General features: G+C 67.6%; 20 protein-coding genes. 10 read left to right on the top strand and 10 right to left on the bottom strand.

Features of this window, described 5'->3' with window-relative positions; genetic code table 11:
* From EES48_RS15040 to otsB, 4 genes are all read right to left on the bottom strand, one after another.
* A partial coding sequence (locus EES48_RS15040; protein ID WP_205679460.1) for an outer membrane protein occupies positions 1-826 on the bottom strand: 826 nt, incomplete at its 3' end.
* 250 nt (positions 827-1,076) lie between these two features.
* Entirely contained in the window at positions 1,077-2,465 is a 1,389-nt protein-coding gene (locus tag EES48_RS12455) for an alpha,alpha-trehalose-phosphate synthase (UDP-forming) (RefSeq protein ID WP_122467544.1), read from the bottom strand.
* Positions 2,466-2,487: 22 nt separating this feature from the next.
* The gene (locus EES48_RS12450; RefSeq protein ID WP_122467535.1) at positions 2,488-4,326 is read right to left on the bottom strand and encodes a glycoside hydrolase family 15 protein; all 1,839 of its coding nucleotides are present in this window, start codon (positions 4,324-4,326) and stop codon (positions 2,488-2,490) included.
* The gene (gene otsB / locus EES48_RS12445) at positions 4,323-5,099 is read right to left on the bottom strand and encodes a trehalose-phosphatase (protein ID WP_122467530.1); all 777 of its coding nucleotides are present in this window, start codon (positions 5,097-5,099) and stop codon (positions 4,323-4,325) included. The genes EES48_RS12450 and otsB overlap by 4 nt, the downstream gene beginning before the upstream one ends.
* Positions 5,100-5,244: 145 nt before the next feature.
* Between otsB and EES48_RS12440 the strand changes: the two genes are divergently transcribed.
* From EES48_RS12440 to EES48_RS12420, 5 genes are all read left to right on the top strand, one after another.
* Positions 5,245-6,231 carry a KpsF/GutQ family sugar-phosphate isomerase gene (locus EES48_RS12440; RefSeq protein ID WP_122467527.1) on the top strand — a complete coding sequence of 329 codons (987 nt, stop codon included), beginning with the start codon at positions 5,245-5,247 and terminating at the stop codon, positions 6,229-6,231.
* Positions 6,232-6,381: 150 nt separating this feature from the next.
* Positions 6,382-7,221, top strand: coding sequence for an ABC transporter permease (locus EES48_RS12435; RefSeq protein ID WP_162998146.1), 840 nt, complete (start codon positions 6,382-6,384; stop codon positions 7,219-7,221).
* Positions 7,222-7,225: 4 nt separating this feature from the next.
* Complete coding sequence (locus EES48_RS12430) at positions 7,226-7,888, top strand: ABC transporter ATP-binding protein (RefSeq protein ID WP_122467519.1); 663 nt, start codon at positions 7,226-7,228, stop codon at positions 7,886-7,888.
* A complete protein-coding gene (locus EES48_RS12425; protein WP_122467515.1) occupies positions 7,885-9,018 on the top strand; it encodes a KpsE/RkpR family capsule polysaccharide export protein in 1,134 nt (377 codons plus the stop codon). The genes EES48_RS12430 and EES48_RS12425 overlap by 4 nt, the downstream gene beginning before the upstream one ends.
* A gap of 8 nt (positions 9,019-9,026) precedes the next feature.
* Positions 9,027-10,685: a polysaccharide biosynthesis/export family protein gene (locus EES48_RS12420; RefSeq protein WP_162998145.1), complete on the top strand. Its 1,659-nt coding sequence runs from the start codon at positions 9,027-9,029 to the stop codon at positions 10,683-10,685.
* An 80-nt stretch (positions 10,686-10,765) separates the two neighbouring features.
* Here the strand turns inward: EES48_RS12420 and alaS are convergent, their stop codons facing one another.
* Complete coding sequence (alaS, locus tag EES48_RS12415) at positions 10,766-13,411, bottom strand: alanine--tRNA ligase (RefSeq protein WP_122467506.1); 2,646 nt, start codon at positions 13,409-13,411, stop codon at positions 10,766-10,768.
* Between the two features lie 109 nt (positions 13,412-13,520).
* Entirely contained in the window at positions 13,521-14,756 is a 1,236-nt protein-coding gene (locus EES48_RS12410) for a hypothetical protein (RefSeq protein ID WP_122467501.1), read from the bottom strand.
* 188 nt (positions 14,757-14,944) lie between these two features.
* Here EES48_RS12410 and EES48_RS12405 point away from each other — a divergent pair, with 188 nt between their 5' ends.
* The 3 genes from EES48_RS12405 to EES48_RS12395 are packed head-to-tail and all read left to right on the top strand — an operon-like array spanning position 14,945 to position 17,099.
* Positions 14,945-15,604, top strand: a complete 660-nt coding sequence (locus tag EES48_RS12405) for a DNA-3-methyladenine glycosylase family protein (RefSeq protein WP_122467496.1) — start codon at positions 14,945-14,947, stop codon at positions 15,602-15,604.
* A complete protein-coding gene (locus EES48_RS12400; RefSeq protein WP_122467490.1) occupies positions 15,601-16,248 on the top strand; it encodes a trimeric intracellular cation channel family protein in 648 nt (215 codons plus the stop codon). The genes EES48_RS12405 and EES48_RS12400 overlap by 4 nt, the downstream gene beginning before the upstream one ends.
* Positions 16,245-17,099 carry an ATP-grasp fold amidoligase family protein gene (locus EES48_RS12395; protein ID WP_122467486.1) on the top strand — a complete coding sequence of 285 codons (855 nt, stop codon included), beginning with the start codon at positions 16,245-16,247 and terminating at the stop codon, positions 17,097-17,099. Before EES48_RS12400 ends, EES48_RS12395 begins: the two co-directional genes overlap by 4 nt.
* On the opposite strand, the gene feoB is transcribed toward EES48_RS12395, so the two are convergent.
* From feoB to EES48_RS12375, 4 genes are all read right to left on the bottom strand, one after another.
* On the bottom strand, positions 17,096-18,970 hold the full coding sequence (gene feoB, locus EES48_RS12390; protein ID WP_122467481.1) for a ferrous iron transporter B: 1,875 nt from the start codon (positions 18,968-18,970) through the stop codon (positions 17,096-17,098). The genes EES48_RS12395 and feoB overlap by 4 nt on opposite strands.
* The gene (locus EES48_RS12385; protein WP_122467478.1) at positions 18,967-19,236 is read right to left on the bottom strand and encodes a FeoA family protein; all 270 of its coding nucleotides are present in this window, start codon (positions 19,234-19,236) and stop codon (positions 18,967-18,969) included. Before EES48_RS12385 ends, feoB begins: the two co-directional genes overlap by 4 nt.
* 101 nt (positions 19,237-19,337) lie before the next feature.
* Positions 19,338-20,195 (bottom strand): ABC transporter permease subunit, encoded by an 858-nt coding sequence (locus EES48_RS12380; protein WP_122467473.1) that lies wholly within the window; start codon positions 20,193-20,195, stop codon positions 19,338-19,340.
* Entirely contained in the window at positions 20,185-21,096 is a 912-nt protein-coding gene (locus tag EES48_RS12375) for an ABC transporter ATP-binding protein (RefSeq protein WP_122467469.1), read from the bottom strand. The genes EES48_RS12380 and EES48_RS12375 overlap by 11 nt, the downstream gene beginning before the upstream one ends.
* A 109-nt stretch (positions 21,097-21,205) precedes the next feature.
* Between EES48_RS12375 and EES48_RS12370 the strand changes: the two genes are divergently transcribed.
* Together EES48_RS12370 and EES48_RS12365 are read left to right on the top strand one after the other, a co-directional pair.
* A complete protein-coding gene (locus tag EES48_RS12370; RefSeq protein WP_122467465.1) occupies positions 21,206-23,014 on the top strand; it encodes an aminopeptidase P family protein in 1,809 nt (602 codons plus the stop codon).
* A complete protein-coding gene (locus tag EES48_RS12365) occupies positions 22,999-23,994 on the top strand; it encodes a DUF2272 domain-containing protein (protein ID WP_122467461.1) in 996 nt (331 codons plus the stop codon). Before EES48_RS12370 ends, EES48_RS12365 begins: the two co-directional genes overlap by 16 nt.
* The last annotated feature ends 75 nt before the right edge of the window (positions 23,995-24,069 follow it).

Here is a 24,069-nt window from a genome sequence, read left to right as displayed (position 1 = left end):
GAGCCGGGGCCGGAGGCGGCGGCGGGGGCGGCGGGGGAGGCGGCGGCGGGGGAGGCGGCGGCGGCGGAGCCGGCGGAGGCGGCGGCGGCGGCGCATCAACCGCACCGAAGCTGTAGCGCAGACCCAGGGTCACCGAGTGATCGCGGAAGTCGCCTTCGAAGGTTCCGAGCGCCGGGGCGCCGGTCGTGAACGAATCCCACTCGGCGTCAGACGCCAGGTAGCGATAGGTCAGGTCCAGGTTCGCGCGCTCGCTCAGAGCGAAAGCGAAGCCGGCCAGGCCCTGCCAGGCAAAGCTCGCCTTGTCGTCGTCCGCAGCCAGGGTCGCGTCGCGATCATTGCGGATGCGCCCGATGGTGTTGATGTTGATGCGGTTGACGCCAACGCCCGCGCCCAGGAAGGGGCGGAAACGCGAGTCGGCCGAACCGAAGTCGTAGATGGCGTTCAGCATCAACGAATTCGACTCGATGTCACCTTCCGGCGAGAAGCAATCGCCGTTGGCCGGAGTCAGGTTGCAGAGACCCGACGGAGCGACGTTGCTGTCACCTTCGCGACGAACGGTGCCGATATCGCCCGAGCGATAACCGCCTTCCAGTTCAGCGCGGAAGTTTTCGTTAAAGCGATAGCCGAGGCGACCCAGGACGGTCCAACCGCCGCTGGAGGACGCCGACCAGTCCCAGACCGGACCCAAGTCAGACGACATGTTGTAGTCGTCGACCCAGTGCATGCCGGCATCGACAGCGCCGTAGAAGCCGTTTGGATCGGCTTGGGCGGCGCCAGCAGCCAGCAAGCCGGCGACGGCGGCGCTTGCGAGAAGCTTGACCTTCATATTGACCCTCATTCAGTGAGAAAAACTTACATGCCCCACGCCGTCGCGCGGCGCCAGAGCAGACCGAACGAAGACCAACGGCGACGGTTCCTCGTGCTCACACCAATCCGGAGAGTGTGGCGCCGAGGCTACACGCCGCCATGCACTCTTCGCACGACCGGGCTTGCCCTCAAGGTGACTGATACAGCAAAGCTGCAGCCTTGGATAGCGGGAAGCCGCCAAGCCTTGATCACACGACGCCGGGGCCGCTTCACTGCGGATCGACGGCTCTGAGACTGGCCACGAAGTCGTCCCGCCAGACGCCGACGTCCGTGTCGCGCACCACCTGCATGAGCGACTCCCACTTCCGCCGGCGCTCCGCCAACGGCATCACCAGCGCGCGCTTGATGGCGTCGGACAGCTCCTCGCGACTGAAGGGGTTGACCAGCAGGGCCTCCCCCATCTGCTCGGCTGCGCCGGCGAAGCGCGACAGGATCAGCACCCCAGGGTCTTCGGGCGACTGCGCCGCGACGTACTCCTTGGCCACCAGGTTCATGCCGTCTCGCAACGGGGTGACCAGTCCCACCTTGGCGGCGCGATAGACGCCAGCCAGCTGGTCGCGACGGAAGGTGCGATTGAGATAGCGGATCGGCTGCCAGTCCATGTCGGCATACTCGCCGTTAATCCGGCCCGACAGCGCATCGAGCCGCTGGCGGATGTCCTGATAGGTATCGACCTCGTCGCGGCTGATCGGCGTGACCTGAAGCAGGAACACCTCTCCGCGCATTTCCGGGTTGTCGTGCAGAAACTGCTCATAGCCGAGCATCCGCTGCTCAAGACCTTTGGAATAGTCGAGCCGATCCACGCCGACGATCATCGACCGGAAAGCTGAGGATGCCGCCATTCGGTCATAAGTCCGATTGCCCAGCGCCGAATTGCGGGCCTCGACGAAGGCGTCGACATCAATACCGATCGGGAAGACGCCGGCCTGAACCGTCTTGCCGAACGCTTCCATAGCGTCATTGGCCAGCAGTTTGCCGTGGATGTCTGGCTCGGACGCCACATAATCGCGAAACAGGTCCAGCCACTCGCGGGTGTGGAAGCCCAACAGGTCGAAGTCGAACATCGATTCGACCAGTCGGCGATGATACGGCAGCGTCACCAGCAGCTGACGCGCCGGCCAGGGCGTATGGAGAAAAAAGCCGATCTTGTTGGTGATGCCACGCCGGCGCAGATCCCGCGCCAGCGGGATCATGTGATAGTCGTGGATCCAGATCAGGTCGTCCGGCTGGATCAGCGGCGCCAGCACTTCGGCGAAGCGGGCGTTGGTCCGCTCATAGCCCTCGCCGTATGACCTCTCATACTCCGTCAGATCGACCCGGTGGTGAAACAGCGGCCACAGCGTCTTGTTGGCGTAGCCGTTGTAGTACTCGTCAACGTCCTGGGCCTCGAGATCGACTAGGGCCACCGTCACCCCGGCACGGTCCTCGAACTGGGCCTCGGGCTTGAAGGTCTCGACCGTTTCGCCCGACCAGCCGAACCACAGGCCGTCATATTTCCTGAGCGCCGCCGATAGAGCCATGGCCAGCCCCCCCGCGGAACCGGCTGCGGGGTCTTTGGGCGCAGAGACGCGGTTGGAAACGACGATAAGGCGGCTCAACGGTTCCCTCCCCTCGCGCGCGTCACCGGGCCTCGGTCCAGGACCGGCTCAGCAGAACGGCACAGTTGATGATGCCGACAAGCGAATAGGTCTGCGGATAGTTTCCCCACAGCTCGTTGGTCTCGATGGCGATGTCCTCACTCAGCAGCCCGGCATGGGTGCGGCGGCTGAGCATCTCCTCGAAGATCTCGCGTGCCTCCTCGGTGCGGCCGTTGAGGTGCAGCGCCTCGATGAACCAGAAGGTGCAGAAATTGAAGGCCGTCTCCGGCTCGCCGAAATCGTCGGGCTCGACATAGCGGAACAGGTAGGAGCCCTTCTTCAGGTCGCGCTCGATGGCCTTGAAGGTTTCCACCTGGCGAGGGTCCATCGGGTCGAGGAAGCCGAGATCGACCAGCTGTAGAAGCGAGGCGTCCAGTTCCGTCCCGCCGAAGCTGGCGGCGAAGCGGCCTTCGTCGGGCAGGAAGGCCTCTTGTTCGATCCGCTTGCGGATGGTTCGGGCGCGATCGAACCAGACATCGGCGCGTTCCCGAAGGCCCAGCTTCTCGGCCGCCTTTGCGAGACGATCGCAGGCGGCCCAGCACATGACCGAAGAATAGGTGTGCACCCGGGCGATGGTGCGGAACTCCCACAGCCCGGCGTCGGTCTGATCATGCATGGCGAAGGCGCGCTCGCCGACCTTTTCCAGTGAGAAGAAGTCTTCGATCGTACCGGGCCGGATCAGCCGGTGGTCCCAGAAGGCCTGAACCAGCGGTAGGACGATCTGGCCGTAGACATCGTGCTGCAGGTGCTCGTGGGCCTGATTGCCGATGCGCACCGGCTTCATCCCGCGATAACCCTCGACCGTCTCGACAATCCGCTCGCCGATGCCGGGCTCGAGGCCCACGCCATAGACCGGCTGGACATGGCCCCCGCCCGAATCGTCGACCAGATTGCGCAGATAGCCGAGATAATTTTCCAGGATATCGACCGCGCCCAGCCGGTTCAGCGCCCGAACCGTGTAATAGGCGTCGCGGATCCAGCAGTAGCGATAGTCCCAGTTACGGCCGCTTTCAGGGAATTCCGGCACCGAGGTGGTCAGGGCCGCGACGATGGCCCCGGTCTCCTCATAGGCGCATAGCTTTAGCGTGATCGCGGCGCGGATCACCGCCTCCTGCCAGTCCAGCGGCAGGTAGAGCTTGCGCACCCAGTCCTGCCAATAGGCGACGGTTCGATCCAGAGACGCCTGTACGCCGGCGCCGACCTCCTGGTCATAGCCCTCGTCGGGGCCGAGGAAGAAGGCGTAGGGCCGCTCCAGACGAAAGGTCCGCTCCTCCAGCACATGCGACACCGGGCAGTCGGTTGTCAGGCGCAGGATAACGTCCTGGCAAAGATAGCGGATGTGATTGGAGCCCGAGGTCCGCTCGGCGCGGCGCTCGCCCCACCCGGCGGCGGGTCTAAGACGAACGGTGACGCGCGGCGCGCCCTCCAGCGGGCGGATGACCCGACCGTAGGCCAGCGGCCGATAGGTGCGAGAATGTTTGGGATGACGGGGGCAGAAATCGATGATCTCCACCGCCGAGCCGTCCTCCGCGGTCAGCACGGTGCGCAACACCGGCGTGTTTCGGACGTAGGCCTGGCTGGCGTGTTTCAGCCCCTCCAGTTCGATCGACCAGAAGCCGTGCTCTGGATCGGCGCCGTCCATCAGGGCTGAGAAGACCGGATCGCCGTCAACCCTGGGCGCGCACGCCCAGACGAAACGGCCCTCTCGGTCGATCAGGGCGCTGACCGAACAATTGCCGATGGGAGCGAGATCAACCGATGGCGCGACGGGCGCAGGACGCTCGACCTTGGGAGTGGTGACATGTTCCGGCGGCTGGGTCATTGAGACGTCTCCGGACACGAGCTTCGCGACAGGGCTTCCAGCCACGCCATCGCCGCCGGTTGATCGGCGAGCCCCCAGCGAGCGTGGGTCTGGCGCTCGGGTCCGACCAGCACCCCGCCACCGCCCAGCCGCGCCGCCGCCTCGAAGCCGAACTCATCGGTCAGGTCGTCGCCGAGCATGATCGGAGTGAAGCCCCTGAACGGCGCCTCCTCCATGAAGGCGGCCAGAGCCCGTCCCTTGTCGGCGCCTGGGGTCTTGAGTTCGTGTATCATATGGCCGGGCTGGACGATCAGGTCGTGGCGCGCCGCCAGCGCCTCGGACAGTTCACGCGCGGCCTGCTCCGCTTCCGGGGCCTGCCGGTAATGCAAACCGGCCGCCAGTCCCTTGTCCTCGACGCGCACGCCTGGCCAGTCCTCGGCGAAAGTCGTCATTTCCGTCAGAGCCCTGGCCACGCCGGCCGACGGCTCCAACCGGTCGATACGCCCATCGGGATGCCGCCGCTCCAGTCCGTGGATGCCCGCAGCTACCTTCACGGCGCCTCCGCATATCCGGTCGATCTCAGCGATCTCGCGCCCGCTGATCACCGCCAGCCGTCCCTGCAACCGGTCCTGAAGTCGCCGCAGCATGGCCGTGCGTTCGGGGTCTTCGACAACGCCTTCCGGTGTCGAGGCGATCGCCGCCAGAACTCCATCGAGGTCGAGAAACAGGGCGATGCTGTCCGCAGACAGGCTGGGGGGGGCGAGCTTGAGGCGCGCGGCTTCGGCGATCGGCATGGCTTCCAGAAGAACGATAGGCAGGCCAAGGCAACGCCGAAGCGGCCAAAGGGTTGGCGAAAATGTTCGCAGGCGCACACTTTGCGTTTCACCCACCGCTGCCCCCTCGCCTTGCCTTGGCCACGCTTCGGGCTATGCAGGCGTCATGACGACTTCCGACACGCCCGACGACACCCGATCCATGGTGGAGGCGGCGCGCGACGTCATCGGCCTAAACATCCAGGCGCTTCAAGCCCTCTCGGCGGCGCTGGACGAGCGGATCGCCCAAGCGGTCCGGATCATACTGGGCCGTGACGGCTATGTGGTGGTCACGGGCATGGGAAAGTCCGGTCACATCGGCGGCAAGATCGCCGCGACCCTGGCGTCGACCGGCACGAACGCCTTCTTCGTCCATCCGGCCGAGATGAGCCACGGCGACCTGGGCATGCTGCGCGGTGACGTCACCCTGTTGGCCATCTCCAACTCGGGCGAGAGCCGCGAATTGCGTGACCCGCTTCTATTTTGCCAGCGCAATGACATTCCGGTTATCGGGATCACCCAGCGACGCGGCAGTTTTCTGGAGCGGATGTCGACCGTCTCTCTGATGCTGCCCAAGGTCCAGGAGGCCTGTCCGAACAATCTGGCGCCGACGACCTCCACCCTGATGACCTTAGCCATAGGCGACGCCCTGGCCATGGTGCTGATGAAGGAGCGGGGCTTTTCGGCCGAGGACTTCGGCGCAAGGCATCCGGGCGGAGCCTTGGGGATGCGGCTCCAGTCCGTGCGCGAATGGATGCAGTTGAAGACGGTGGAGCCTGCGACCGTGGCCCCAGGCGCCGCCTTCGCCGAGGTGGTCTCGGCGATCACCAAGGGACGTCAGGGCTGTGTCGCCGTGACGGGCGCGGATGGTTTGCTGGTCGGAATGATCACCGACGGCGACGTACGCCGCGCCTTCTCCAACGACATCTCAAGCCTGACCGCCGCCGACATGATGAACCCGCGACCCAAGACCGTCGGACCCGACCAGCGGATGAGCGAGGTGATCGATATTCTGGCCGACAACCACATTTCGAACCTCTTCGTCGTCGAGGACGGTCGGCCGGTCGCGGTCGCTCACATCGGCGAACTGATCCTGGCCGGTTACGTCTCGTGACGGGCGCGATTGTCGCCGGCCCCGATATGCTGCTAACCATCTGATAACCGGAGCGGGGCGTATCACAGCCACATGAGTCTCAGTTCCTTCCCGTATGGATCCGGGTCGGGCACGCCGCGAGGCGGCCCGGGGAACGCCGGCCCGTTATCTTTGATTGAACGCCTGCTGGGCGGCGACGGCCTGTTCCGAAATCTGAAGACTGATTTCTGGCCCAAAGTGGTGCGGAGCTGGCGCGTGGTTGAGGCCATGATGCTCCGCGAGGCCCTGACCCGCTACGGTCGGCGGTCGGCCGGCTTCGTATGGGCCATCATCAATCCCATGATGCTGGTCATCATCATGATGGTGATCTTCACCTATCTAGGCCGCCAGGCGGCTGCCGGGGAATATCTGTCCGTCTTCTTCATCACCGGCATCATCCCGGTCATCGCGTGGCGGAATGCGGCGGTCCAGGGCGCGGGCGCGATCACCTCCAACCGGGGTTTGCTCAACTATCCGCAAATCCGGCCCTTCCACATCGTCGTGGCGCGAACCCTGCTGGAACTGTCCATCAGCGGGCTGGTCGTCCTGCTGTTCGTGGTGGGGCTGTGGGCCTTCATGGACGTGCCGCTGAACGCGTGGGTCGACGAGCCCTTCACCGCCATCAGCGCTCTCGGCTGTCTGGTCTTCCTCTGCTACGGCAGCGCCGTGCTCTCCAGCCAGATCGGCCGGGTCTTCCAGCTGTGGGGCCAGGTCATGTCGCGGCTGGGCCGGGTGCTCTTCTTCACCTCCGGCCTTTGGTACACCTTCGCCAGCCTGCCGACGGGGCCGCGGGCCCTGATGAAGTACAATCCCCTCGCCCACACCATCGAGTGGTTGAGGGACGGGGTTATCCCGGGTTTCGAGAGCGACTTCTATAATCCGTGGTTTCCGCTTTGGATCGGGCTGATCTTCCTCGCCATCGGCCTGCTGATGGAATGGCTGATCGCCATTTCCACCTTCGTGGACGAGTGATCCGGTGATCGAGCTCGTCGACATCGAGAAGACCTACAACACACGCTATGGCGTGAAACGGGTCATCAAACCCACCAACCTTGCCTTCTACAGGGGCGCCTCCACCGCGGTTCTCGGACTGAACGGCGCCGGCAAGTCCACGCTGTTGCGAATGATCGGCGGGGTGGAGAAGCCCGATCGGGGCAAGGTGGTGAAGACGGTGACGGTGTCGCCGCCCCTAGGCATCACCAACACCTTCAACGGCGCCCTGACGGGCGCCGAGAACCTGAAGTTCGTCTGCCGCCTGTACGACATCGACATCAAGAGAGCCGAGGCTTTCGTCGAGGACTTCGCCGATCTGGGTCCCTATTTCCACGAGCCGGTCAGGACCTATTCCTCAGGCATGCGCGGACGCCTGGCGTTTGGCATGAGCATGGCGGTGGACTTTCAGGTCTATCTGATCGACGAAGGACTGAGCGCGGGGGATGCGCGGTTTCGTCAGAAGTCCCGTGACGCCTTCGAGCGGCGCAAGTCGAGGTCGGACATTATCATGACGTCCCATAACATGAACACGATCCGCGACTTCTGCACGCGCGCGGTCGTCATTGACGACGGCAATGTCACGCCGTTCGAGGATCTGGACGCGGCGGAGGAATTCTACATGGAAGTGGTGGCGAGGCGCCGATGACCAGTCTGGACACCCCCGTCTCGAATGCGCGCCAGCGCACGCTTCGGCGACGCACCATTCTGGCGCGCTCAGCCCTCGTCGTGATCCTGGGCCCGGCCCTGATCTATTTCCTCTATCTGCTGCTGCTTGCCCCGCCGCAGTACACCGCCACGGCGGCCTATGCGGTGCGCGGCGCCCAGTCCGGCGGCGGCGATGCGCTGAGCGCCATCGGCCTGGTGGGCGCGACCTCTACGTCGACAGACGCCCGCATCGTCGACGACTTCATCCGTTCACCCGCCATGGTCGAGAAGCTGCGCGCTCGCTTCGGCTTCAACGAGGCCTATTCGCGCCCGACACTGGATCCTTTTTCGTACCTGCCGCGCAACGCGCCGCTGGAACGCGCCACCAACTTCTGGCGCGACAAGGTCGAGATGAGCTTCGATCCCGCCACCTCGGCGACGACGGTGCAGATCGCGGCTTATCGCGCGGAAGACGCGCTGAGACTGACGAACGGCGTGCTGATGCTCGGCGAAGAGCTGGTCAACACCATGTCCGACCGCGCCATGAGCGATCTGTCGGCGGCCGCGCGTCAGGAAATAGAGCGCAAGCGCACCGAGTACGAAACCGCCCGAGATCGCTTGGCCGCACTCCAGGGGACACGCTCCTCGGTGGATGTGAACACGCCGCAGGAACAGGCCGCCGGTCTGGTCGGCGCCTTGGATAGCCAGCTGGCCGCCAAGCGCACCGAACTTGCGTCGGCGACCCAGATCTATCAGCCGAGCGCTCCACAGATCCGCCAGCTTCGCCAGGAAATCGCCGCCCTGGAAGGCGAACGCGCCCGCGCCGTTTCAGCCGCGATGTCGTCGCCCGGGGAAGGCGCCGCCGCCGGCCAGATCGAGGCCCAGGCGGTGCTCATGGATTATGAGTTCGCCCAGACGGCCTATCAGAGTGCTCTGGCGGCCGGCGAGGCCGCCCGGCGTCAGGACATGACGGACCGCAAATACGTCATCGCCTACGTGCCGCCGGAATTGCCGCAGACCAATGACCGCTGGAGCCGGCTCAGCAATGTGCTGGCCCTGCTTATCGCCTCGGCTCTGATCTGGAGCATCGGCGCCCTGACCTATTCGATCATTCGGGACCACATGGAATGACCTGGGGAATGACCGTGCTCTCAAAGGCGCGCAACGCCATCGCGGCGCTCGTCGTCGCCCCCGTCTTGCTGCTGGGGTCCGCCGCCGGCGCTCAATCCCAGGGAACCACCGCGCCGGTTCAGACGCCTCAGACCGAACGCTCTGTGCTGGGGCCCGAGGCTCTGGTGCGCGATGACGCCCGCGGCTTCCGGCCGCCGCCTCTCGGTTCGGAGCTGTTCCTGTCGACGCCAGCGGACGGCGACAACACCATCGTCGATTCCGGCTATGTCCTGAAGCCGGGCGACCGGGTCAGAGTGACCCTGTACGGTCTCGTTGATAGCGACCAAGAGCTGGCTATCGACAGCCAGGGCAATGTGCTGGTGCCCGGCGTCGGGCCGGTGCGTCTGGCGGGCGTCACAGCCGGAAACGCACCGGGTGTGATCGAGCGGGCCAGTCGTCAGATCTATTCGTCTGGCGTTCAGGTCTATGCCGCCCCGGTGGCGGCGGCCAGCATCCAGGTTCTGGTCACGGGTCCGGTCGAACGTCCCGGGGCCTACGCCGGAGGGTCGGATGACGCCATCGTCAGCTATCTTCAGCGCGCCGGCGGCATTGATCCGGAACGCGGCAGCTATCGCCGCATCCGCGTGGTCCGGCAGGGTCAGACCATCGCCGAAGCCGACATCTATGACTTCCTGCAGCAGGGCCTGAGCCCTCAGGTCAATTTCCGCAACGGCGACGCCATCGTCGTCGGCGACCAGGGATCGATCGTCTCCGTCTCGGGCGACGTGCGCGCGCCCTACACCTTCGAACTGGCCCAGCCGACCGGCCTGGGCGGCGAAATCATGGCCTTCGCGCGCCCGCGCCCGGACGTCAGTCACGTCGCCGTGGTCGGCGTCCGCCAGGGGATGCCCTTTTCGGCCTATGTGCCAATGGCCGAGTTCGTGAACTTCCCGCTGTACGACGGCGACAGGGTCCAGTTCGAGAGCGACGTACGCGCCGCCGAAATCCTGGTGCGCGTCGAGGGCACGGCCGGCGGTCCCTCGGTGTTCTCCGTGTTGCGTGGCTCGACGGTGGCCTCGGTGCTGGCCCAGGCGCCGATCTCGCCCGAGGCCGACATGGCCAATATCTACATCCGCCGCGAAAGCGTGCGCCAGACCCAGAAGCAGCTTCTGGACGACGGCCTGGCCCGGCTGGAGCGGGCCATGTTCACCGCCCCCTCGCGCGGCCCATCGGAAGCCGCCGCGCGGGCCCAGTCGCTGAGCTTCGTCAGCGAATGGATTGAGCGCGCCCGTCAGGTCGAGCCTCTGGGTATCCTTGCGCTCGGCGATCAGGACCTGAACGCCGTCCGTCTGGAGACCGGCGACGTCATCGTCGTGCCCGGCTATTCGCAGGTGGTGACCATCGCGGGCGAGGTTCATGCCCCTCAGACGACCATCTTCACCGGGCGCAGCAATGTCAGCGACTACGTGAGGCTGGCCGGCGGCTACACGCCGCGCGCGGATCGTCGAAACGTGCTGGTGTTCCGCCCGGACGGCCGCATTCGTCCGGATCGGCGCGTGCAGCCTGGCGATCGCATCCTGGTGGTCGGCAAGCCGGATTCGACCTTGCTGCCGTTCATCCGCGACCTGACCCAGACGCTGTTCCAGACGGCCGGCATCTTCCTGGCCATCGACCGCGCCGGCAACTGACCGTCAGGACGACCTCAAACGATGACGCCCGCCGCGATCCGATCGCGGCGGGCGTTTCTTTGTGGCGAAGCCTCTGACCCTTAGCCGGCCAAGACGTTCCGAACCGCTTGAAGTCCGGCCTCGGCCTTCGACCCGTCGGGGGCGCCGCCTTGGGCGAAATCCGGCTTGCCGCCGGCGCCCTGCCCGCCCATCGCCAACACCGCTGCGCGCGCCAGATCGGCCGCGTTGACCTTCCCGGCCATATCGGAGGTGGCGGCGACGGTGACCGCCGCCTTGCCCTCGGTGACCCCGATCAGAGCCACGACGCCGGAGCCGACCTGTTTGCGGAAGTCCTCGGCGACGCCGCGCAGGCCCTTGCCGTCGACTCCCTCGAGAACCCGCGCGATCAGTTTGACGCCGTTGATCTCTTCCGGGGCGGCGTCCGCGCCCGAGCCACCGCCCAGGGCGAGCTGCTTCTTGAGTTCGGCGACCTGTTTCTCCAGCGCCTTGACCGAACCCGACAGCGCCTCGACCCGAGCCGGCACGTCGGCCGGCTGCACCTTGAAGCCCTGCGCCAGGCTTCGGGCGATCCGGGCCTGGCCGTCGAGGTACAGCCGGGCCGCCTCGCCGGTGAGGGCCTCGACCCGCCGCACGCCCGACGCGATGCCCGTCTCCGAAACGATCTTGAACAGGCCGATGTCACCGGTGCGGGCGACATGGGTGCCGCCGCACAGCTCGACGGAATAGTCACCCTCGCCGGTCAGCGCCTTGCCCAGCGTCAGCACGCGAACCTCGTCGCCGTACTTCTCGCCGAACAGGGCCACCGCGCCGGCCGCGATGGCGTCGTCAGGCGCCATCAGCCTGGCCTGTGCCGGCAGGTTCTGACGGATCACGGCGTTTACCTCGGCCTCGATCCGCGCCAGCTCATCCTCGGTCACCGGGGCGTTGTGGCTGAAGTCGAACCGCATGCGCTCGGCGTCCACAAGCTGGCCCTTCTGAGCCACGTGCGGACCCAGCACATTTTTGAGCGCGGCGTGCACCAGATGAGCGGCCGAATGGTTGGCGCGCGTGGTCAGGCGGGCGTCGGGCGTCACGCGCAGCTGGGCGCGAGTCCCGATGGCCAGTCGGCCCGAAGTCACTTCAATGGTGTGGGCGTAGAGGTCGCCGGCCGGTTTCTGCACGTCCAGCACGCGGCCCTCGCCGCCCGCCCATTCGATCTCGCCCCTGTCGCCGGCCTGGCCGCCGCCTTCGCCATAGAAGGGCGTCTGGTTGAACAGCACCTCGGCGATCTCGCCGGCCTCGACCGCGTCCGCCGCCTGCCCGTCCTTCAAAATGGCCAGCACCTCGCCCGACCCGTCCACGGCGTCATAGCCGGTGAAGACGGTCGGCCCGAGCCGGTCCTTCAGCGCCAGCCATTCGCCCGTCGAGGCGGTCTGGCCCGAGCCCTTCCAGTTGGCCTTGCCGCGCTGTTTCTGCTCGTCCATCGCCGCGTCGAAGGCGGCGGTGTCGACGGTGAAGCCGCGACGGCGCGCCTCGTCCTGGGTCAGGTCCAGCGGAAAGCCATAGGTGTCGTACAGGGAGAAGGCCGTCTGGCCGGGGATCGTCCCGCCGGCGGGCAGATCCCGCGTCGCGTCTTCCAGCAGGCCCATGCCGCGGCCCAGCGTGGTGCGGAAACGGATTTCTTCTTGCTTCAACGTGTCCTCGACAGAGGCCTGGGCGCGCTTCAGCTCGGGGAAGGCCTCGCCCATCTCGTCGACCAGGGTCGGGACCAGCCGGTGCATCAGCGGATCCTGGGCGCCCAGCAGGTGCGCATGACGCATGGCGCGGCGCATGATCCGGCGCAGCACATAGCCGCGTCCTTCGTTAGACGGGGTGACACCGTCGGCGATCAGGAAGCAGGACGACCGCAGGTGATCGGCGATGACGCGGTGGCTGGCGGCCTGCGCGCCCTCGGCGCGGGTCGAGGTGGCGTCTTCGGACGCCGCGATCAGGGTCTGGAACAGGTCGGTGTCGAACACCGAATTCTTGCCCTGGAGCACCGAGGTCATGCGCTCCAGCCCCATGCCGGTGTCGACCGAGGGCTTGGGCAGGGAACGGACGATCTCGTCGTTCTCCTTCTCGAACTGCATGAAGACGTTGTTCCAGATCTCCACGAACCGGTCGCCGTCCTCGTCCGGCGATCCCGGCGGGCCGCCGGGCACGTGGTCGCCGTAGTCCCAGAAGATCTCGGTGCACGGCCCGCAGGGGCCGCTGTCGCCCATGGCCCAGAAGTTGTCGGCGCCGGCGATGCGGATGATCTTGTCGTCGGAAAAGCCCGTGACCTTCTTCCAGATCGCGGCGGCTTCATCGTCGTCGATATAGACGGTGACCAGCAGACGCTTGGGGTCCAGGCCGAAGTCCCGCGTCACCAGCGTCCACGCGCTCTCGATGGCGTGGTCCTTGAAATAGTCGCCGAACGAGAAATTGCCCAGCATCTCAAAGAACGTCAGGTGGCGCGCGGTGTAGCCGACGTTGTCGAGGTCGTTGTGCTTGCCGCCGGCCCGAACGCATTTCTGGCTGGAGGTCGCACGCGGATAGGGCGGGGTCGCCGCGCCGGTGAAATAGTCCTTGAACGGCACCATGCCCGCGTTGACGAACATCAGGGTGGGATCGTTCTGGGGCACCAGCGGAGCTGAATGGACTTTGGCGTGGCCATCGGCCGCGAAATAATCAAGGAAGGTCGAACGGATCTGTTTCAGGCTGGCCATGACGCACGCGCGGGCTGGAGGACGGCTTTCGGACGGAAAGCGAGGAGGAACCGCGACATATAGGGGATCGGCGGCGATTGCATCACCCCGCCGTGATCGCGGACGCCGGTCAGGCGGTGACGAAGGCCTCGTCCAACAGGGCCTCGGCGCGCTCGGCCAGGACCGGCGCCCCCTCCTCGCGCGCCACCATCGAGGCTTCGGCCAAGGCCAGACCCAGGGCGGCCGCAGGCTTTTTCCCGGCCAGGCGCGCGGTGCGGATCGATAGCCGCGCGAGGCCGATCTGGTCCGCCGCCCAATCCAGCGGCGCATCGGTGGACTGGTCGGCGATGAGGCGTCGGCGGGCCAGGCCCTCGAGGCGCAGAAGACGCCCCGCGTCGGACGCGGCCATCTCGGTCGCCACCGCGAGACGACGTTCACGCGCCACAGCGCCGAGCACCAGTCCCTCTCCGGCGGTGAGCGCTTCCGCCTGGGTCAGCACCGCCAGTCGGCCGGGCCCCGAAGCCGGCCCGGGCCGCGCCAGTTCGATTGCCGCCCAGTCCAGCGGGCTGTGGTCGGGGGTGAACTGGCCCGCGGCGGCGTTGAACATCTCCTCGGCGGCGCGGGCCGAGGTGTCGTCTCGCGCCAGCCGGGCCAGAGTGGCCATGCCGACCCCGCAAAGCAGCAGGGCCCGGGCCCGCGTGACCGGTCGGTGGTCGGGATGACTGTCCTGGACCAGAGCGCGCAGCTCCTGCCCGGCCCGGTTCAGCAAGCGCGGATCGGCGAGACGAAGCCCGGCCCCCAAGGCCGTCGCCGCCTGGTCGAGCAGCAATTCCGTGGCGTCCTCATGCAAGCCGGCGTCGCGGAGCGGCTGTACCAGGGCGCTCATGGCGTCGATCAGGGCCGGCAGTTCGGGGTCAGCGGCGGCCAATGTCTGGGCCCGCAGGGCCAGGGCTGTCAGTGCCAGATCGCCTGGCGCCACGGTTTCGGCGGCCTCGAGCGCTGCGGTCAATTCCGCGGCTCGAGCCGAACCGCCACGCAAGGCGACCTCCTGATAGACCAGGCGCGCGGCCTCGACGGCGGCGTGGGCGCGGATGCGGCGGGAATTGCTGGTCTGGGCCGGCTTCAAGGCCTCGCGGGCGCGTTCAGCGCTGAGACGCGCTCCGGTGCGGCGACCGTGTTCGCGCCACAGGGCGGCGACGGCGAGAGCCCGCTCCGAAGGCCGGCGATTGTCGGTGCGGCCGTCGATGGCCCGACCGCGGGCCTCGCGCTCCAGCAGGCGGGCGTCGATCAGCTCGATCCAGGCGCGGTCCTCTCCAGCGCGCGCCCGGGCGAACAGTTTCAGCAGATCCTTCCCACGTTCAAACATCGCACCTCAGCCTTCGCCCAAGGCGCCAATCCCATTGCGGGAAAGGAGGCTCTCGGCGATCCGATCCCATGCAAACGCAGCGCCGCCCGGATCGTTCGCAGGCAACTTCCGGCGGAATTCGGCCGCTGTCACGGAGACTCTTTGGCTATGCCCTTTCGCCATCGGCGCGGGCGAGCGATGAAGGGCACATGATCGCGCGCCCCGCCTCCTCCAGCGCCATCGATATCGCCGCCGCGCGACGCGCGCTGGCCGTGAATGATCCGGCGCTTGCGCGGGTCGAGGCGGTGACGCCGATCTTCGCTTGGCGCCTGCGACCTGGCGGCTTCGAGGGGCTGCTGCGGATGATCATCGAGCAGCAGGTCTCGGTGGCGTCCGCCGCCGCCATCTGGCGCCGCGTGGTCGACGGGCTCGGCGAGATGACGCCCGAACGCGTGATGGCCACCGACGTCGAGACCCTTCGCGGATTTGGTCTGTCCGGCCAGAAGGCGCGCTATGGCCACGAGATCGCCCGCGCCCATCTGGAGGGGCGGATCGACCAGGCGCATCTGGCGCGGATGAACGACGCCGCAGCCACGGCCGCCCTGATGGCGGTAAAGGGCGTGGGCCGGTGGACGGCCGAAACCTATTTGATGTTCTGCGAGGGGCGGACCGACGTGTTCCCCGGCGGCGACGTGGCCCTGCAGGAGGCGATGCGCTGGGCCGACGGGCTTGAGCTTCGCCCGCGCGAAAAGGACGCCTATGCCCGCGCCGAGGTCTGGGCGCCGCATCGAAGCGTGGCGGCGCATCTGCTGTGGGCGTGGTATGGCGCGGTCAGGCGCGGCGAGGTCCGGCTGGAGGCGGCGGCATGAATCCGGGACTGGCCATCGAACTGACCGAGCCGCGCACCGTGCTGGGCGTGCTGGACTTCGCGGGCGTGGCGGTGTTCGCCGCCACCGGCGCCCTGGCCGCCGCGCGGCTGAAACAGGATGTTGTCACCTTCGCCTTCTTCGCCGCCATCACCGGCGTGGGCGGCGGCACCCTGAGAGACCTTCTTATCGGCGCGCCGGTCTTCTGGGTCGCGGACTGGCGCTACATGGCGGTCTGTCTGCTGGCCGCCGTCGCCGTGTGGCTGATCAAGGTCGGCGACTGGCGATTCCGGGCGCTGCTGTGGCTCGATGCGATCGGACTGGTGGCCTACGGCGTGCTGGGTGCGTCCAAGGCGATGGCCTATGGGGCGGCACCGCTGATCGCTATCGTCATGGGGACGCTGACCGCCAGTTTCGGCGGCGTCATCCGCGACCTGCTGGCCGGGCAACCGTCAATCCTGCTGAGGCGCGAGATCAATATCTCGGCGGCGATCCTGGCGGCCACCCTGTTCGTGGCGATGCGCAGCCTGGGGGTCGATCCCTGGCCGGCAGCCTTCGTCGCCTCCGCGATCGGGTTCGCGGTCAGGGCTGGGGCCCTGATCAAGGGCTGGAGCCTTCCGGCTTTCGCCGGGGGCGGACGATCATGACCACGCTGCGCGAGGCCCGCGATTTCACGGATTTCCTGCACGCGCGGTTCAGTCGCCGGTCGCCGGAACGTCTGAGGTTCGACAAGCTGGACGCCAAGGCGATCGCCTTGGCTTGCGGCGTGGAGACAGCCCAGGTTCTCGCTATTTACGATGAGCCTGAGGACATCGACTTCGATCGGCCGACGCCATTCGTCATCAAGCCCACCCGCTACGCCTCGAAGAAGGGTGTCCGCCTGATCGTTGGGCGCAACGCCAAGGGTCAATGCCACGACGCCATGCACGATGTCTGGCTGAGGCCCGACACCATCGTACGCAAACTGCGCGAACTGATCGACGAGAGCCCGAGCGCCGGCAACCGCTTCCTGATCGAAGCCTGGGTGACCGGAGCCAATGCGGGGATTCCGCATGACTATAAGGTCTATGTGATCGGCGGTCGGGCCGCCTTTCTTCTGCGTGTCGACCGCAATACACGGCCCGCAAGCCTGGCCTTTTTCGACGGCGACCTGGCCCCGCTGGGAGACAGTGACGTGCTCGTGGGCGACACAGCGACGCGAGGCGACAGCACCCCCCCGCCAAACGGTGTCCAGCTGATCGCGACGGCGGAGCGCATCGCCACCCATGTCGGGGTCAACTTCCTCGGCGTGGATCTGTACTCGGACGGAGAGCGCGTCCTTCTCGGCGAGCTCACGACCGTTCCTGGTGGTCCCTACTACGGACGCATGTTTCGCCTTTTACCCGAGCTTGATCGCGCCTTAGGGGAGCGGTGGCGCGCGACGAACCTGGCCATGGGCCTGCCCATCCCGGACGTGGCCAGCGAGCCGCCGGCCAAGCGCTCGGTCGGCGTCCGCTAGCCCCAACCGATCGCGCGGGCGCCCTGATAGACGACGAAGGCCGCCAGATAGGCCAGGGCGACCATGTAGACGAACATGATGATCGGCCATTTCCAGCTGTTGGTCTCGCGCTTGACCACGCCCAGGGTCGGGGCGCACTGGGGCGCGAAGACGTACCAGGCCAGGAAGGCCAGGCCCGAGGCCAGCGACCATTGCGCCGCCAGGGTCGAAGCCAGGACCCCCGTCGCGCTCTCGGCGTCGCCGACGGCGTAGACGGTGCCGAGCGCCGCGACCGCCACTTCGCGCGCCGCCATGCCGGGCACCAGGGCGATCGACATCTGCCAATTGAACCCGATGGGCGCCAGCAGCGGCTGGATGGCGTGGCCGATCATGCCGGCGAAGGAATAATCGATGGCCGGGCCCGTCGCGCCTTCCGGCGGGTAAGGGAAGGTCGACAAGACCCAGATCAGCACCATCAGCGGTAGGATGATCCGGCCGGCTCGATTGATGAAAATCATCGCCCGCTGCCACAGGTTCAAGGCCACGTTCTTGATGTCGGGCGCCTTATAGGCCGGCAGCTGCATCATGAAGGGCTCGACCCGGCCGCGCCAGAACACCCGCCGGATCAGGAACGACACGCCCAGGGCGCTGACGATGCCGGCGGCGTAGAGGCCGAACATCACCAGCCCCTGCAGATTGAAGACGCCGCCCACCGTCTGCTGCGGAATGAAGGCCCCGATGATCAGGGTGTAGACCGGAATGCGCGCGGAACAGGTCATCAGCGGCGCCACCAGGATGGTGGCCATCCGGTCGCGTTTGTTGTCGATCACCCGCGTCGACATGATTCCGGGGATGGCGCAGGCGAAGCTGGACAAGAGCGGGATGAAGGCGCGGCCGTGCAGCCCCGCCCCGCCCATGATCCGATCCATCAGAAAGGCGGCCCGGGCCATGTAGCCGAAGTCCTCCAGCAGGATGATGAACAGGAACAGGATCAGGATCTGGGGCAGGAAGACCAGCACGCTGCCGACGCCTGAGATCAGGCCGTCGATGATCAGGCTGCGCAGCAGATTGTCGGGCAGGGCCGCGGCGACCAGGCCGCCCAGTCCCGCCATCAACGCCTCGATCCCGTCCATCAGGGGTGCCGCCCAGGCGAACACCGCCTGGAACATGACGAAGAGAATGCCCAGCAGGATGGCCAGGCCGAATACGGGGTGCAGCAGCACGGAATCGATCCGGCCGGTCAGGGTGTCCGGATGCTCGGGCGGCCGCACATGGGCGCGCATGATCCGGCCGGCCTCGCGGTGGGCGGCGCGGATACCCTCGGCGTCGGGCGAGGTCCAGGCCGAGGGCAGGCTGGCGGGCTGGGCGGCCAGTTCGGCCTCGACGGCGGCGACCAGGTCATCCAGGCCGCGCTTTCTCGTCGCCACGGTGGTGACGATCGGCACGCCGAGTTCGGCGCGCAGGCCCTCGATGTCGATGCGCAGTCCCTGACGCTCGGCGATGTCGTACATGTTGAGGGCCAGCACCATCGGCCGGCCGACGGCCTTGAGCTCCAGGATCAGGCGCAGCACCAGCCTCAGATTGGTGGCGTCGGCCACGGCCACCATCACGTCGGGCGAGGCCTCGCCGGCGAAGCGGCCCAGCACCACGTCGCGGGTCACTTCCTCGTCCGGGCTGCGGGCGCGCAGGGAATAGGTGCCCGGCAGGTCGACCACAGACATCGTCCGGCCCGAGGCCCCCCGGATCATGCCCTCCTTCCGCTCGACGGTGACACCGGCGTAGTTGGCGACCTTTTGCCGGGCCCCGGTCAGGGCGTTGAACAGGGCGGTCTTGCCGGAATTCGGATTGCCGACCAGGGCGATCCGGGCGTGGTGCAGGACGGCGTCGGTCACGCGGCGTCGTCCGCCCGGACCATCAGGCTGGCCGCCTCGCGGCGCCGCAGGGCCACCACGGCCTCGTCGACCCTGAGGGCGATCGGATCACGCTTGATGCCGCCCTCGTGCAGCACCTCGATGCGGGCGCCCTCGACCAGGCCGAACTCCAACAGGCGCCGCTCCAGCTCAATGGCGTGTTCATCGTGATCACCGTGGTCGCCGACCTGGACGATCACGCCGCGCGCGCCGACGCGTGCCTGGCTCAAAGGGAAACTGTCGGACATGGGCTCGCGATACCGGAGACGGGGAGCAATCGGTGCGAACGCTTATCAGTGTCGGACCGCCCCCGTCCATGCCTCTAGGCTGAGACGGTGTCTTGGACGCCCTACTCCTTCGACAGATCCTGGCGTGAGAACAGCACCAGGGCGGCGGCCAGGGGGGCCAGCGTCCACAACGTAAGGCCGATCACGGCCCGGGGCAGGGCCGCCGTCACCTCGGCCGGGACGGGCTGGTCCAGCCACACCACAGGTCGGATCATATCGAAGGCCGAGCCCGGCAGGCTGAGCAGGGTCGGCCATCCGTCCGGCATCCAGCCCAGCCCCATCAGCATCGGCGCGGCGATCCCCTGGGCGGCGCCGATGGCCAAGGGCACGAACAGGGCCGCCAGCAAGGATCGGCTGACAACGGCGGCCAGCAGACCCAGCATGACGAACTGGAGAATGCGCCACAGGCAGAGTGCGGAGACGGTCGCGAGCCGCCCCAGATCCCCGCCGTCGATGCTGAAGCTGATTCCGCGCTCGAAGATCACCGCCTTGCTGATTTCGGCGAGGAGGCCACAGAGCAGGAACAGGAGCATGGCCCCCACAGCCAGGCCGGCCATCACCGCAAGCTTGGCCAGGATCAGGTTCGGGCGTCGGTTGCGGGCGATGACCAGCCGCCACGTCTCCCAGCGATAGTCGCCCGCGAAAAGCGTCGCCGCGCCGATGGTCAGGAACAGCAGCAATCCCGGATTGGCCAGTTGTCCCGCCGTCGCGACGAGAGCCTGACCCAGGTCCACGGGCGCGCCGGTCACGCCGACGTCCAACTTGAGCGCGTCCAGTTTCGTGGTGTTGGCTTGGGTGACCAGATTGACCACGATGCTGACGATCAGCGCTCCGACCGGCACGAAGGCGGCGCTCCAGAACAGGGTCGAGCGGTTGCGGATCAGCCGATAGGCCTCGGCGCGCACGGCGTCAGCGAACATCGCGGCCTCCCGTCTCGGTCATGAACACACTCTCCAGATCCGCGCCCTGCCAGCGTGCCTCGGTGATCTCGACGTCGGCCTCGACCAGGCGACGGATCAGGGTCGGCGCCTCCTCGCGGCGGGCCTCGACCAGGACGGCGTCGCCCTCCAGCCGGGCTGTCGGGCCAAGCAGGTCCAGGGCAGCGGCGATGGGCGTCAGCTCGAAGCGAAGACGGGCGCGGCCGGCGGTCAGGTCGCTGACCCGGCCTTCCCGCGCCAGCCGGCCGCGATCGAGGATGGCCACCCGGTCGCAGACACGCTGCACCTCGGCCAGCTGGTGGCTGGCCAGGATGACGGTGACGCCATCATCGTCGGCCAGCGACCGGATCAGGGCGCGCATCTCCTGGATGCCCGGCGGGTCCATGCCGCTGGTTGGCTCGTCCAGAACGACGAGGTCGGGTTTGGAGATCAGGGCGGCGGCGACGCCCAGCCGCTGCATCATGCCGACGGAAAAACCTCGCACCCGGCGATCGGCCGCCGCCGTCATGCCGACGCGCTCAAGCCAGGCGTCGATCCGCGCCTCGGCGGGCGACAGGCCGTGCGACCGCGCCAGCCAGGTCAGGACCTGTCGAGCGGTCAGGAAGGGCGGATAGCGCGGCGTCTCGATCATCGAGCCGGTGCGGCGCATGGCGGCCACATCGCCCACCTCTCCGCCCATGACATTCACGCGCCCGGAGGTCGGGCGGATCAGCCCTAGCAGGATGCGGAACAGGGTCGACTTCCCCGCCCCGTTCGGCCCCAGCACGCCATAGACGCCGCCGCGCGGGATGGAGAGGTCGAGCCCGTCCAGCGCCTTGACTGTTCCATACGCCTTTGAGAGGCCGGTGACCTCGATGACGGGCCCGGCGGAGTGATCTGTCATGACCCGACACTGTGACGCTTGGTCGCGAGGAGCAAGCCGCTTCGCAACCCGCGCGGGTTAATTATCGGCAATGGCTGCGTTCGCGGATTCACGATGCTAAGCCCCCGCCATGCGCCAGACCTTCGACCAGACGACCGATCCCGGCTTCGGGGCCCGCCATCTTCCTCTCCTGCGCGAGCGCATGGCCGCCCAGGGGCTGGACGCCTTCCTGATCCCGCACGAGGACGAGCATCAGAACGAATATCTGCCCGAGGCGAATGAGCGGCTGGCCTGGGCCACCGGCTTTTCCGGTTCGGCCGGGGCGGCTGCGGTGACGGCCAATGCGGCGACCATCTTCGTCGACGGCCGCTACACCACCCAGGTGGCGGCCCAGACCGACAAGGCCCTGTTCGACTATCGCGAGCTGACCGCCGACGGCATGGCGGACTGGGTGGCGGACCAGCCCAAAGGCTCGGTCATCGGCTACGACCCGCGTCTGCACAGCCCCGACGCCCTCGCCCGACTGCGTCGCGCAGCGGATCGCGTGAGCGTCGAGCTGAAGCCCGTGATGGAAAATCCGATTGACCTGGCTTGGGAGGACCGGCCCGATCAGCCCGCCGCCCCGGTGGTTCCGCACGAGGATCGCTATGCCGGCGAGAGCGCGGCCTCGAAACGCGCCAGGATCGGCCAGGCCGTCGCCAGGGCCGGCGCCGAGGCGGCAGTGATCACCGCGCCCAGCTCGATCGCCTGGCTGTTCAACATCCGCGGCGGCGACGTGATCCGCAGCCCCCTGCCGATCGGTCAAGCCATCGTCGACGCCGACGGCAAGGCGCGGCTGTTCCTGGATCCGCGGAAGGTTACCGACGGCCTCGCATCATGGCTCCGCAATGAAGTGTCGCTGCAGCCGGCCGAGGCTCTGCCCGCCGCGCTGGACGCCCTGTCAGGCAAGGCGGTGATGATCGATCCGGCCCAATCCTCGGCCTGGTATTTCGACCAGCTGGACCAGGCGGGCGCCCGGATCGTGCGCGGCATGGACCCCTGCGCCCTGCCCCGCGCGACCAAGAACGCCGTCGAGATCGAGGGATCGCGCCAGGCCCATCTGCGCGACGGGGCGGCGCTTGCGACCTTCCTGCACTGGGTGGCGACCGAGGCGCAGGACACCCTGCCGGACGAGCGGGAGATCGTCGAAAAGCTGGAAGCCTGCCGCGAGGCCACGGGTGCGCTCAAGGATCTCAGCTTCGACACCATCGCCGGGGCCGGCCCGAACGGCGCCTTGCCTCACTATAAGCCGACCACCGAGACCATCCGGCGGATCGAGAAAGGTTCGCTGCTGCTGGTCGATGGCGGCGGCCAGTATCTGGACGGCACCACCGATGTGACCCGCACCATGGCGGTCGGCGAGCCGACCGCCGAGCAGAAGGACCGCTTCACCCGGGTGCTGAAGGGCCATATCGCCATGGCGGTGGTGCGCTTTCCGGCTGGCACGACGGGGCATCAGCTGGACGCCCTGGCGCGTCTGCCGATGTGGGAGGCGGGGCTGGACTACGACCACGGCACCGGACACGGCGTCGGCAGCTACCTGGGCGTCCACGAGGGGCCGCAGCGGATCGCCAAGGCGGTGAATACCCAGCCGCTGCTGGAAGGCATGATCCTGTCCAACGAGCCCGGCTACTACAAGCCCGGCCACTGGGGCATCCGCATCGAGACCCTGCAGGTGGTGACGCCCGCCGTGGTCCCCGAGGGCGGCGAACGGCCGATGCACGGCTTCGAACAGCTGACCTTCGCCCCCATCGACCGGGCCCTGATCGAGGTTGATCTGCTGACCCCGGCCGAGCGCGCCTATGTCGACGCCTATCACGCCGAGACCTGGGCCAAGATCGGTCCGCTGGTCGCGGGCGAGGTCAAGTCGTGGCTGGAGCAGGCGTGCGCGCCGCTGTAGCGGGCCTGCTGGCCCTCGCCATCGCCCTGCCGGTCCAGGCCCAGGACCGGCTGCCCCGCGACGCCTTCGACGTGATCCCACCGCATGAGCGGGTCGCCGGCGGGCGAGGCGAGATGCGGGTGGTGCAGTCGCAGTGCCGGACCGGACCGACCGACTGGGCGCGGCGGCGGATCGTCGATGTGGCGGTGCAGGAATGGGCCGTCTTCGGCTTCCAGACCATCGACGCCAGGCCAATCGAGGCGGGACGGCTACCCGACGGGATCGTGCCGGACGCCCTCAATCCTCGCCGCGCCGCGCCCCGGCAGGCCCGCCACATCGTCCGCATGGGCCGCCGGGAACGCGATGAGGCGGCCCACGCCGACGTCGCCGGCTACTGGAGCGCGACGCCGGACGGACCCGAGGTGATCGGCGACCAGAACCGCCGCTGGCGCCAGACCCGCGCCCCGGTCGACTGGGTCCAGCCCTGGTCGGCGGCTTTCGTCAGCTGGGTGATGTGCGAGGCGGGCCTGGGGGAGATGGAGCAGTTCGCCCGCGATATCTCGCACCGCGTCTACATCGACCAGGCGATCCGCGCCCGGGACGGCCAGATCACGGGCGCGGCCTTTCAAGCGTTCGACGCCGGGGCTCAACCGGTCCAGCCGGGCGACCTGTTGTGCAACGCGCGCGGCTCCGCCAGCTACCGATCCCTGGCCGAGCGGCGCGAGGAAATCGGCGAATTCGCCCCGACGCATTGCGACATTGTGGTGCGGGTCGACGAGGCGTCACGCCTGTTTCACCTGATCGGCGGCAACGTGATGGACAGCGTCAGCCTGACCATCCTGCCGGGCACGCGAGACGGCGACGGCCCGCTGCGGCCGCTGGCCGACAGCGATCTGGACGGAGCGCGGACGATGTTCGCCCACCTGCAGCTCCGGGCGCCGCCAATCGAGCCGAACGCGCTGGACGCCACGCCGACGATCCGGGCCTTGGGAGGCGGCTGACGCCGGCGCCCTGCCCTTGCCCGCTTTGGTGCGTTAGAAGGGCGTCAACTCCGTTCTAGAGGGCGACAGAGACCC

Source organism: Brevundimonas lutea, assembly GCF_003704105.1.
Lineage (GTDB): Bacteria > Pseudomonadota > Alphaproteobacteria > Caulobacterales > Caulobacteraceae > Brevundimonas > Brevundimonas lutea.
The sequence above is the reverse complement of the archived record's forward strand: the minus strand, read 5'-3'. Positions and strand labels throughout refer to the sequence as shown.